12 protein-coding genes and 1 pseudogene are annotated in these 10,966 nt (G+C 67.5%); 8 read left to right on the forward strand and 5 right to left on the reverse strand.

The genetic code is table 11. The features are described 5' to 3' along the window. The first annotated feature begins 128 nt into the window (after positions 1 to 128). Positions 129 to 1,589 (forward strand): cellulase family glycosylhydrolase, encoded by a 1,461-nt coding sequence (locus tag AVMA1855_RS14230; RefSeq protein ID WP_284426206.1) that lies wholly within the window; start codon positions 129 to 131, stop codon positions 1,587 to 1,589. A gap of 142 nt (positions 1,590 to 1,731) precedes the next feature. Here AVMA1855_RS14230 and AVMA1855_RS14235 read toward each other — a convergent pair whose 3' ends face one another. Continuing rightward, a complete protein-coding gene (locus tag AVMA1855_RS14235) occupies positions 1,732 to 2,166 on the reverse strand; it encodes a VirK family protein (RefSeq protein ID WP_284407742.1) in 435 nt (144 codons plus the stop codon). 273 nt (positions 2,167 to 2,439) lie between these two features. Between AVMA1855_RS14235 and uraH the strand changes: the two genes are divergently transcribed. After that, positions 2,440 to 2,790: a hydroxyisourate hydrolase gene (gene uraH, locus AVMA1855_RS14240; protein ID WP_284426207.1), complete on the forward strand. Its 351-nt coding sequence runs from the start codon at positions 2,440 to 2,442 to the stop codon at positions 2,788 to 2,790. Positions 2,791 to 2,827: 37 nt separating this feature from the next. On the opposite strand, the gene AVMA1855_RS14245 is transcribed toward uraH, so the two are convergent. After that, positions 2,828 to 3,316: a hypothetical protein gene (locus tag AVMA1855_RS14245; protein ID WP_284426216.1), complete on the reverse strand. Its 489-nt coding sequence runs from the start codon at positions 3,314 to 3,316 to the stop codon at positions 2,828 to 2,830. Positions 3,317 to 3,460: 144 nt separating this feature from the next. On the opposite strand from AVMA1855_RS14245, the gene xdhC reads away from it, so the two are divergent. After that, positions 3,461 to 4,303 carry a xanthine dehydrogenase accessory protein XdhC gene (gene xdhC, locus AVMA1855_RS14250; protein WP_284426208.1) on the forward strand — a complete coding sequence of 281 codons (843 nt, stop codon included), beginning with the start codon at positions 3,461 to 3,463 and terminating at the stop codon, positions 4,301 to 4,303. 222 nt (positions 4,304 to 4,525) lie between these two features. Further along, positions 4,526 to 5,776, forward strand: a complete 1,251-nt coding sequence (locus AVMA1855_RS14255) for a urate hydroxylase PuuD (RefSeq protein ID WP_284426209.1) — start codon at positions 4,526 to 4,528, stop codon at positions 5,774 to 5,776. A gap of 15 nt (positions 5,777 to 5,791) precedes the next feature. Here the strand turns inward: AVMA1855_RS14255 and AVMA1855_RS14260 are convergent, their stop codons facing one another. From AVMA1855_RS14260 to AVMA1855_RS14270, 3 genes are all read right to left on the reverse strand, one after another. Continuing rightward, complete coding sequence (locus AVMA1855_RS14260) at positions 5,792 to 7,744, reverse strand: EAL domain-containing protein (protein WP_284426210.1); 1,953 nt, start codon at positions 7,742 to 7,744, stop codon at positions 5,792 to 5,794. 94 nt (positions 7,745 to 7,838) lie between these two features. Next, positions 7,839 to 8,489, reverse strand: coding sequence for a response regulator (locus tag AVMA1855_RS14265; RefSeq protein WP_284411168.1), 651 nt, complete (start codon positions 8,487 to 8,489; stop codon positions 7,839 to 7,841). Beyond that, entirely contained in the window at positions 8,486 to 8,821 is a 336-nt protein-coding gene (locus AVMA1855_RS14270; protein ID WP_284426211.1) for a hypothetical protein, read from the reverse strand. The genes AVMA1855_RS14265 and AVMA1855_RS14270 overlap by 4 nt, the downstream gene beginning before the upstream one ends. Between AVMA1855_RS14270 and AVMA1855_RS14275 the strand changes: the two genes are divergently transcribed. From AVMA1855_RS14275 to AVMA1855_RS14290, 4 genes and pseudogenes are all read left to right on the forward strand, one after another. Then, the gene (locus AVMA1855_RS14275) at positions 8,805 to 9,692 is read left to right on the forward strand and encodes a DUF6402 family protein (RefSeq protein WP_284426212.1); all 888 of its coding nucleotides are present in this window, start codon (positions 8,805 to 8,807) and stop codon (positions 9,690 to 9,692) included. The genes AVMA1855_RS14270 and AVMA1855_RS14275 overlap by 17 nt on opposite strands. Continuing rightward, positions 9,692 to 10,108: a hypothetical protein gene (locus AVMA1855_RS14280; RefSeq protein ID WP_284426213.1), complete on the forward strand. Its 417-nt coding sequence runs from the start codon at positions 9,692 to 9,694 to the stop codon at positions 10,106 to 10,108. The genes AVMA1855_RS14275 and AVMA1855_RS14280 overlap by 1 nt, the downstream gene beginning before the upstream one ends. Further along, a complete protein-coding gene (locus tag AVMA1855_RS14285) occupies positions 10,108 to 10,515 on the forward strand; it encodes a hypothetical protein (RefSeq protein WP_284396209.1) in 408 nt (135 codons plus the stop codon). Before AVMA1855_RS14280 ends, AVMA1855_RS14285 begins: the two co-directional genes overlap by 1 nt. A 117-nt stretch (positions 10,516 to 10,632) precedes the next feature. Then, positions 10,633 to 10,821 (forward strand): annotated as a pseudogene (locus tag AVMA1855_RS14290) (aminotransferase class V-fold PLP-dependent enzyme); the annotation flags it as partial. Between the last annotated feature and the right edge of the window lie 145 nt (positions 10,822 to 10,966).

A 10,966-nucleotide genomic window follows, 5' to 3' on the forward strand; every position in this document is an offset into this window, starting at 1 on the left:
CTGCGTTGAAAAGTTGCACTTTGACAGGGAACTCTGGCCCTAGCATGTCACCCGGTTTCCGCCAGGAAGAATATTGGCCGTGGTCACGGCCCTCCGGCGGGCCTTCCTTTCAACCACGGAGGTGCGACATGGCGATGAAATCCTTACTGAAGAAGCTCGTGCTGGGCGGCTGCCTGCTGGCGGCCAGCAGCCTGTCCTGGAGCTATGCGATCAATGCCGGCAAGGTGGTAGACGACAACGGCAATGCCGTGCAGCTGCGCGGCGTGAACTGGTTCGGCTTCGAGACCAACACCAACGTGGTCCACGGGCTGTGGGCGCGCAACTGGAAGGACATGATCACGCAGATGCAGGGCCAGGGCTTCAATGCCGTGCGCCTGCCGTTCTGCCCGCAGACCCTGCGCGGCACGCCGCCCAACAGCATCGACTACGGCCGCAATGCCGACCTGCAGGGCCTGAGCGCCCTGCAGGTGCTGGACAAGGTGGTGAACGAGCTGAGCAGCCGCGGCATGTACGTGCTGCTGGACCACCACACGCCCGACTGTCAGAGCATCTCCGAGCTCTGGTACACCGGCTCGTACAGCGAGCAGCAGTGGATCACCGACCTGACCTTCGTCGCGCAGCGCTACGCCAGCGTGCCCGGCGTCATCGGCCTGGACCTCAAGAACGAGCCGCACGGCGCCGCCACCTGGGGCACCGGCAATGCCGCCACCGACTGGAACCGCGCGGCCGAGCGCGCCTCGGCCGCCGTGCTGCAGGCGGCGCCCCGCTGGCTGATCGTGGTGGAAGGCGTGGCGGAGAACCCCAGCTGCTCCAGCAGCGGCGGCCACTGGTGGGGCGGCAGCCTGGAGCCGCTGGAGTGCACGCCGCTGAACATTCCGGCCGACCGCCTGCTGCTCGCCCCGCACGCCTACGGTCCGGACGTGTACGGCCAGCCGTATTTCGGCGCCTCCAATTTCCCCGAGAACATGCCCGCCATCTGGGAGCAGCACTTCGGCCGCTTCGTGCAGGCCGGCCACGCCGTGCTGCTGGGCGAGTTCGGCGGCAAGTTCGGCCAGGGCGATGCCCGCGACGTGGCCTGGCAGAACAAGCTGGTGGATTACCTCATCGGCAAGGGCATCCGCAGCGGCTTCTACTGGTCGTGGAACCCCAACAGCGGCGACACGGGCGGCATCCTGAACGACGACTGGACGACGGTGCGGACCGACAAGGTCACGCTGCTCCAGCGCCTGTGGGGCGACGGCTCCAGCACCCCTCCCACGACGCCGCCCACCACGCCTCCGACCACGCCCCCGACGACTCCGCCCACCACGCCGCCGACCACCCCTCCCACGGGCGGCGCCAGCTTCAGCACCCAGGTCATCGTGGACAGCGAATGGAACACCGGCTACTGCGAGCGCGTGCAGGTCACCAACACCGGCGGCGCGGCGGGCGACTGGGCCCTGAACCTGACCATCACCGGCACGGTGAACAACCTCTGGAACGCCGTGTGGTCGCAATCGGGCAGCACGCTCCACGCTTCGGGCGTGGACTGGAACAAGACGCTGGCCCCCGGCGCGAAGGCGGAATTCGGTTTCTGCGCGGCGCGCTGACGCGGCGGGCCTTCAACGGCTTCGATAATCCGAAAAAATGCCACCCTGAATATGGGGCGGCAGCGGTTTGAAAATCATCCTGCACCGCCCCGCCGATCATTGGGATCGGCGGGGCGGTGTGCTTTGTCAATCCTTGCTGGGATTAATCGGCGTGAAAGCGCAGGCCCTGGTTGATCGCGCAGCGGTAGGCCAGCGGTTCGGCGCGCTGCTGGTAGCCGGGCAGGTCGAAGACGAACATGGTGAAATCGATGGTGCCGTCCGGGCGCACCTGGTAGCGCAGCAGCTGCTGGATCGGCAGGCCGTCGCGGGCAACGGTGAAATGGGCGTCGCTGAAGGACAGCGTGCCGTCTTCGACGATGCGGTAGGCCTCGATGCGCAGGCCGCCGCGCGTGCGGCTGGGGGTGGCATTGGCGGAGTTGGGGGTGCACAGCGAGAGGTCGATGGTGACCGACACCGCGTCCCCGGCGGCCAGCGCCTGCTGGATGTCGGCCGGATTATCGAGCCGGCTCTTGGCGCTGGCCGGCAGGGCCATCAGGGAAAACGAAGAAGCCAGCAAAACGGCGGCAAGGCGTTGCATTGGAAAAACCTCCATTCATGGTTTTGAATATCGCGGCTTGAAAATTCAAGCGTGGCGATGATATCCAGGCCATGGCAGGAAAATCGCCGAGATTTGTATGCCGAAAAGCATTTTTGTAAATGTCCGAAAGATATTCGGACAAACTGCCTGGGGTATGAAGCAGGCGCGCCGTGCGGGCCATGGCGGCCATGCATACTCGGCGGGTCGTCCGCTCGCCGCGCTGCCGGCGGGGGCGGTTTCCGATCCCTTCAATCCACCCCAAGGAGATGGCCCATGGGCCTCAGCACCCACGTTCTCGACACCATGCACGGATGCCCCGCGGCGGGCATGGCCGTGGCCCTCTATGCGACCCATGGCGAGGCCGCCACGCTGCTGCAGCGGCTGGTGCTCAACGCCGATGGCCGCACCGATGCGCCGCTGTTCGACAACGCCAGCCTGCGCGCGGGCACCTACCGCCTCACGTTCGACGTGGCGGGCTATTTCCGCAGCCGGGGGGTGCAACTGCCCGAGCCGAACTTCCTGAACCAGGTGAGCCTCGATTTCGGCGTGGCCCAAGCGGACCAGCACTACCACGTGCCGCTGCTGGTCAGCCCGTGGAGCTACTCCACCTACCGCGGCTCCTGAGCGCGGGCCGCCGGGCGGGCCGGGGCGCAGGCCCGGCTCAGAGTTGGCCCTCGGTCAGCGTGTCGAGCTGGAAGCGCCCGGACTTGTGCCACAGCCAGGTGTCGGTGTAGGTGACCTTGCCCATGCGCGAGGGCACGGGGTAGGGCGCGGCGGCGCGCACCGTGCGCTCGATCTCGGCGATGACCTCGGGCGCGTGGCGCGGCGCGCGCATCCAGTTCAGCCGGGTCACGCGGCCGGCGCGGTCGATGTCCACCTGCAGCGTGCCGATGGCGTACAGCAAGGGCGGCAGCTTGCCCTTGTAGATGCGTTGGGCGTTCAGGCCGTACAGGTGGGTGGCGGCGTCCTGCCGGTAGGCGCGGGGCGTTTCGGCGGCCGAGGGGCGCGCGGAGCCTTGCTCGGCAGGCACCGGGCCCACCACCTCCTTCTCCAGCGGGCTGCTGGTGTCCGACGCGGCCTTGGCGGGCGGGGGTGCCGGTTCCGGTCCCGACGACCGGCAGGCCGCGATGAGGGATGCCAGGGCGGCCATGACGCTGGCCGCCAGCCACCGGCCGCGCGGCCGGCGGTGGGGCCGTTCAGGAGAAGGGGTGGGCATGGGCAGGTCTCGCTGTGGCTATGCTGTGCGGTGCCCATGCTGCCGTTGCGCGGGGCGTACCGGAGGACTCGGATGGTGATGGCGGCGTTGCATCGTTTGCTGGAGGGCTTGGCGCACGGCCCGGCCTGCATGGTGGAGGTGGAGTCTACCCAAGGCTCGGTGCCGCGCGAAAGCGGTGCGTGGATGGCCGTGCTGGCCGATGGCCTGGCCGGCACCATCGGCGGCGGGCGGCTGGAGTTCGATGCCATCGCGCAGGCGCGCCGCCGGCTGGCGGGCGAGGGGGGCCCCGCCGTGCTGCGGTTCGCGCTCGGGCCCAGCCTGGGGCAGTGCTGCGGTGGCGTGGTGTTCCTGCGGTTCACCGTGGTGGGCGTGGGCGAGCGTGCCGCGCTGGCGCAGCGGCTGGCGCCCCGGCGCACGCCCGTGGCGCTGTTCGGCGCGGGCCATGTGGGGCATGCGCTGGTCCGCGTGCTGTCGGCCCTGCCGTTCGCCCTGACCTGGATCGACAGCCGCGACAGCGTGTTCCCTGCATTCCCCGTGGCCCCGGCCGAGGCGCCGCCAGGCGTGGCGTGCGAGCACTCCGATCCGGTGCACGCCGCCGTGCCGTCGCTCGCGCCGGGCTCGCGCGTGCTGGTCATGAGCTTCAGCCACGCCGAGGACCTGGACGTTGTGGCCGCCTGCCTGCTGCGCCAGCGCGAACGGGGCGATCTGCCCTTCATCGGGCTCATCGGCAGCCGCACGAAGTGGGCGACGTTCTCGCACCGGCTGGCCGCGCGCGGCTTTGCGCCCGACGAACTGGCCTGGGTCACCTGTCCCATCGGGCTGCCCGGCATCGCGGGCAAGGAGCCCGAGGTGATCGCCGTGTCGGTGGCGGCGCAGTTGCTGGCCCTGCCGGTGCCGGCGGACCCCGCGCAGCCCGGGTAAATCCGCACGCCGCCGTGCCGCGCCGGGCGTTCGGCAGGAACGATTCCTGCATACACTCGCGGCACAGGTCGCAGCGGTGCCCGGAGCCGATGCGTGTCGTCAGCCCCCAGGTGCGCGGCCTTTTCTTCTGCTCAGAGCGCCCGCAGTGGTGAGCAGGTTGACCGGGTGGTGCGCCGCGCGCCGCCCCCATGGCGCCTTCGCGCGCCGCCGAGGCTGAGACACATGGAAAGCTATCTCCTCGACTGGGCCAACCTGCTGCTGCGCTGGGTCCACGTCATCACCGCGATCGCCTGGGTGGGCTCGTCGTTCTACTTCGTCTTCCTGGACAGCAGCCTCACGCCGCCGGTCGACGACGACCTGAAAAAGCAGGGCGTGAGCGGCGAACTCTGGGCCGTGCACGGCGGCGGCTTCTACCACCCGGTGAAGTTCGCCGTCTCGCCGCCGAAGCTGCCCGCGCACCTGCACTGGTTCTACTGGGAAAGCTACAGCACCTGGCTGAGCGGCTTCGCGCTGTTCACCGTGTCGTACCTGTGGAGCGCCGGCACCTACCTCATCGACAAATCGCGCATGGACTGGGCGCCGCCCGCGGCCATCGGCGCGGCGCTGGGCTTCCTGGTCGTCTTCTGGCTGCTGTACGACGCCGTGTGCCGCCTGTTCGGGCAGCGCAGGAACGGCGACGCCATCGTCGGCGTGCTCGTGTTCGGGCTGGTGTGCGTGGCCTCCTGGCTGGCCTGCCACTGGTTCGCCGGCCGGGCGGCCTTCCTGCTGGTGGGCGCGATGATCGCCACGGCCATGAGCGCCAACGTGTTCTTCTGGATCATTCCGGGGCAAAAGAAGATGGTGGCCGCCATCCAGGCCGGCCAGCCCGTGGACCCGGTCCACGGCCAGCGCGGCAAGCAGCGCAGCGTGTACAACACGTACTTCACGCTGCCGGTGCTGTTCGCCATGCTGTCCAACCACTACAGCTTCACCTGGAGCCACCCGCAGAACTGGCTGGTGCTGATCGTGATGATGTTCGCCGGCGCGGCCATCCGGCAGTTCTTCGTCATGCGCCACGGCCACAAGCTCGGACGCAACCGCAACCCGCTGCCCTACGCGCTGGTGGGCGTGGCGGCCATCGTCGGCGCCATCGTGTGGATGCGGCCCGTGCCACCGGCCACCACCCCGGTGGCTGCAGGAAATGCTACAGATTTGATAGCTAAAGGAGCAAGCAATCCGCCGGCATCGGGCACGATCGGCTACGAAAAGCTGCAGCCCGTGCTGGCGCAGCGCTGTTTCCTGTGCCACGGCGAGCAGGTGCAGATGAAGAACCTGCGGCTCGATTCGGCCCCGTCGGTCAAGCAGCACGCCCAGGCCATCTACCAGCAGGCCGTGGTGCAAAAGCTCATGCCGATGAACAACGCCACCGGCATGACGGACGAGGAGCGCGACGTGGTGCGGCGCTGGTTCGAAGGCGGCGCACCGGTGCCCTGACGCGGCCGGGGGCGCTCAGTCCGTCGCGACGCGGGCGGCGGCTTTGCGTGCGCCCAGCGGGGCGCCCGACCGGGGGGCGATGGCACGGTCTGCGCCCATCCCGCCGATGCGGGCCGGGCCGCGATCGTGGCCGTCCGCCTCCGAGTCGTCCGCCGCGTCGCGCCAGGCCAGGCCGCTTGCGGCCAGTTTGGCATCGTGCTTGGCCAGGGCCGCGAGGTTGGCCACTTCTTCCGCATGCGCGATGGTGCCGGGCGTGATACGCACCGCGCCGATCGACAGCGTGGTGCAGGTGAAAAAGCGCTTCACGCCGTGCCGGTCCTCGGCCCAGATGCCGCCGGCCTTGCGCGAGGCGTCGTCGAACAGGGCCAGGGCCTCCTGCGCGAACTCGTCGACGATCCGCTGGCAGCGGTGCAGCCAGTCCGTGCTCTGGAACAGCAGCATGAAGTCGTCGCCGCCCACATGCCCCACGAAGTCGCGCTGCGCATCGCAGTGGGCCACGGCCAGGCGCGCCACGAGGCGGATCATCTGATCGCCGCGCCAGTAGCCGTAGTAGTCGTTGAACGGCTTGAAGTGGTTCAGGTCGGCGTAGCAGGCGACGAACTCGGTGCCGCTGTCCAGCAGCCGCTGCATGTGCAGGCTGATGGGGATGTTGCCCGGCAGGAAGGTGAGCGGGTTGGCGTGGCGCGCCGCCTCGATGCGCGCCTCGGTCACGCTGCGCACCAGTTGGTCGCCCGTGCCCAGGCCCACGTAGCGGCCGTTGTCGGTGACGATGAAGCCGTCGTTCAGGTAGCGCTGGTCCTGCGAGGTGAGGATGCCCACGAGCTGGTCCACGTCGCAATCGAGCTCCACCACACGCGGCGCGTGGTTCGCGAACGCCATGCAGGGCTTGCGCCCGTGCACTTCGCGGAAGTACAGCGTGGCGTAGTGGTTCATGAACTGCTGGCGGTTGATGAGCGCCACGGGCCGCGTGCCGTCCACCACCGCCATGGCGTGCAGGTCGGCATGGGCCTTGAACAGCCCGGCCACCGTGTCGTTGCGGGTCTCCGGCGTGGCCGTGGGCGCCTGCACCACGAGCAGGTTGCGCAGGATGCCCGGCCGCACGTTCTGGCCCAGGTGCGGCAGCACGGCCACGCGGCGGTCGCGCAGCGCATCGAGCGCGGGCAGCAGGATGGTGTCGCGCGGCAGCGGGGCCGGGCGGCCCAGCAGGTAGCCCTGGCCGTAGGGAATGTCGAGGTCGCGCAGGGCGCGCAGGTCTTCCTGCGTCTCGATGCCCTCGGCGATGAGCGTGGTGCCGAACACGTCGGCGATGCCCTTGATGGCCTGCAGCATCTGCAGGTTCTCGGGGTGCGCGCCCAGGTCGCGCACGAAGTATTTGTCGATCTTGACGAAGTCGGGCTTGGCCTCGGACCACAGCCGCAGGCTGGACCGGCCGTCGCCGAAGTCGTCCAGTGCCAGCCGGGCGCCGCTGGCGTGCACTTCCTTCAGCGCGTGGCGCAGCGGCTCCATGTCGGTCACGCGCTCGTGCTCGGTGATCTCCAGCACCACCATGCGGGCCGATACGCCCATCGCCTGCGCGGCCTCGGCCAGCGAGGCGCCACCGCACAGCGCCACGCCGCGCACCAGCGCATCGGCGCTGATGTTCACGAACAGGCGGCCGGCCGCGCCCAGCACGCCCCACTGCTGCAGCGCGATGAACACGCACAGCAGTTCGAAGTCCTGCAGCAGGCCTTCTTCGCTCGCGCAGCGCAACAGCGCATCGGGCGTGTGCAGGGGCGTGCCCTCCGGGCCGCGGATCAGCGCCTCGTGCGCGTAGATGCCGCCCTCGCGCAGATCGGCCAGGGGCTGGAAGACACAGTGCAGGCCGTCGCCGCGCATGAGCTGCGCCAGCGGCCCATGGCCGTTGCGCACCCCGGGCGACAACGCCGCCAGCAAGGCATCGCGCCGGCCCCGGGGAGATGCATCGATCATGGTTACAACCTTACACAATTTCACCGCGGACCATAGCCGTGCGCCGTGACAGCGAAATGACAGGTGCCATGCCGCCAGGGATCGCCCACGCCGCTCACGGGTCGCTGCGCAGGTCGGCGTAGTCCACCGCGTATTTGACGAGCGCCGCCTGGCCCTCGATGCGCAGCTTGCGGCGCAGGTGCAGGCGGTGGGTCTCGACCGTGCGCACCGAGGTGCCCATGCGCTGGGCGATGTCCTTGTTGGATCGGCCCTCGGCCAGCAGCTCCAGCACCGCGGCCTCGCGCGGGGTGAGCGCGCGGCCCGATGGGGCCGGAACGGGAGGCGCCTCGTACAGCAGGGCCTGCACGCCTTCGCTGAAGTAGCGCCCGCCGGCGTGTACCGCCTCGATCGCCTCCACCAGCTGGCGGGCCGGCGCGTCCTTGAGCACGTAGCCCCGCACGCCCAGCGCGGCCGCACGGCGCACGTATTCGCCATCGTGGTGCATGGACAGCACCAGCACGCGCACCTGCGGAAAGCGGTCGCGGAACACCGTGGCCAGGTGGATGCCGCTCGCATCCGGCATGCGGATGTCGGTCACCACGATGTCGGGCAGCAGGGCGGCGGCCAGGTCCACGGCCTCCTGCACGCCGCCCGCCTCGCCCGCGACGCGGATGTGGCCCGTGGCCTCCAGCCGCATGCGCACGCCGTCGCGCACCAGCGGGTGGTCGTCCACCAGCAGCACGCGGATGGGGGCGCCGCCGCTCATGCGGGCACCTGCGACGGTTCGAACCCGGGGTAGGGCGCGTCGTTGTCGCCCTGCAGCGGCAGCACTGCCAGCACGCGCGTGCCGCCGAGATCCCTCGTGCAACTGGCTGCACTTGTTCCGGCGGCGCAGGTGTAGCTCAGGTCCATCGTTCCGCGCTTGCGGTCGTGGCGTGGCTTCCCACGGTGTCGCTCGCTTCTGAGGTTTTTATAGTTACGCTGCGTAACTATAAAGATGATGAACCCTGGGTTTTGCGCCACCTTTCTTCCTAGAATCCGCAGTTCCAAAAACAAGCGATGCCGGGAAAAGGGAGGATGCATGAAAGAGGTGGTCAAGGTGGACCAGGAGCAGTTGCGCGCGCAACTGCAGAAAAAGTTGCCGCCCAAAGTGCGGCTGTTTCAGCTCGACGATATTCCCGGCGTGATGCGCTCGCGCATGGGGTGGCCGGTGGCGGCGGCGCTGATGGAGCGGTGGTTTCGCGGGGCGGCTTTCGAGATGCCCTATGAGATGAAGCGGGGTGATCCTCCCCATCAAACCGCCACGTTGAATGTTGCGCAACTGGATGAAAGCACCGTTTCCATGGCCTGGGCGATGGGTTTCGCACGGGTGCGTGCGGCCATGGCGAAGTTGCAGGCGCAGTGGTCCAGTCCTGCCGGCTTGTCACTGTTGAAAGATCGGGTGGAAAAGCAGGGCGGGGTGCGTCCTCAACCGTCTTGGCGGTTTGGCTCGCTGGGCCAGCAGGCCAAGGCAGTGGATAAAAGTTGCCAAGTGAATGTCTTGAGCGTGGGGCGTTTGAGCGATCCGCTGGACGATTTCTACGGTGCGATGGGGGAGGCGATACTCAAAGTGGCGGTGTCCGGCATCGTCACTTCCAAAGGCGCTGGAAAGACGGCCATCCTGATCGATGAACTGGGCTTTTACTTGCGAGACTCCTACGATTTCAACGATGGCGACCATCCTTTCCTCTCGCAGCCCTTGGGCTTCTGGGGGTATGGGGGCGTCAGCCGCATCGATCTGGGGGGACGCGTGTCGATTTCTGAACAGTGGGCGAATGAGGAAGAGGCCCAAGCACGGAGACATGCCTACTGGGTCCAGAATCAGGACTTTCGCCGATGGCGTGGCATGCATGGACGGGGTGGTGACTTCATCGTGCTGTCCGACGTGCATCGGGTTCGCCTGCCTTTTCCTATATCGCTGGAGTGGTGATGAAGCTGCCCGATTTCAAGAAGGTTCCTTGCATCGCCTGGTGCGTGGCATTGGACCTGCTGCTCCTGGCGGGCTGGTATCTGTCCGCCCCCACTTTCCGCTCCAGCTACAACAGCCCCCGCATGGCGTATCGCCTGGAGTTTTATGACCCGTCCATCCTCCAGCGCATCGTTCATTACGATTTCAGAATGCCCGCTATGGTGCACCTGTACCAGGTAGAGCCCCCGGCCCTGCTGGGCGAGAGCGAAGTGGTGGATATGGACGGCGGCAATAGCGAGATCATGTGGTTCGTGGATGCCCCCAAGGATTTGAAAAAAGTGCGCGTGGGCCGCGATGTGGTGTTCGAGAACATCCCGCTGGAATGCACTGAGCAAGACCTGCATCTGCCCGAGTGCCAGAAGAATTTCGGCAAGTGATGAAGATGCTTTCCTTGTTGAAGAAAATCCCGTGCATCGCCTGGTGGCTGGCATTGCACGCCGCACTGTTCCTGGCGTGGTACGTTTCCACTCCAACGCTCTACAACCGCTACAACAGCCCCCGGTATGTGTACCGAGTGGACATCTACCACGCCTCCTGGTGGCAGCGGATCACACACCCCGAGATGAAAAAGCCGGCCGTGGTGCGCCTGCACCGATTCGAGTCCAGGGCGCTGCTCGGCGAGAGCCCCGTGGTCGATCTGTGGCACAACGACGCCATCGTCTGGGACGTGGACACGCCCGGCCCCGTGAACAGGGTGCACGTGGGCCGCGATGTGGTTTTTGAAAAACTTCCATCGGAATGCACGCCGCCTTCGCCGCTGCTCAGTTGCGAGGGGCGCTCGTGAAGTGGCAGTCGAGGCAGCTTGTGAAAACAAACAGCCCTCGGAGCGTCTATCTCCTTGAGCTTCACAAAGCATCCATCGTGCGGCGCATCATTCATCACGACTAGAAAATGTCCTGATGCCGCCGCCTTCGTGGCGCGCATGCTGAGCGAATACCCGCAGGGCTTCGTGATCCGCAACGCCGACTTTCCCGTCATCGGCGCGCCGGCCAACCACTACGGCGTGCGCATCTCCATCCACCTGTGGCACGACGCGCGCGACATCGACCTGCTGGTCGATGCCATGTGGGACCTGTCGCGCAAGATCTGATCCGGCAGCGCGGCCGCACTGACCCGTCCTGGAATAGGTTGACACCTATGCGGGACTGAACCCTAGCCGTAATTGGCTTGCAAGAGACGCCCGGTGCACCGCATCGGGCGTTTTGTATTCTAGGGACAGGTGGGGCCGCTGCTCG

The sequence above is a fragment of the Acidovorax sp. SUPP1855 genome (genome assembly GCF_030158955.1).
In the GTDB taxonomy this organism is placed as follows: domain Bacteria; phylum Pseudomonadota; class Gammaproteobacteria; order Burkholderiales; family Burkholderiaceae_C; genus Paracidovorax.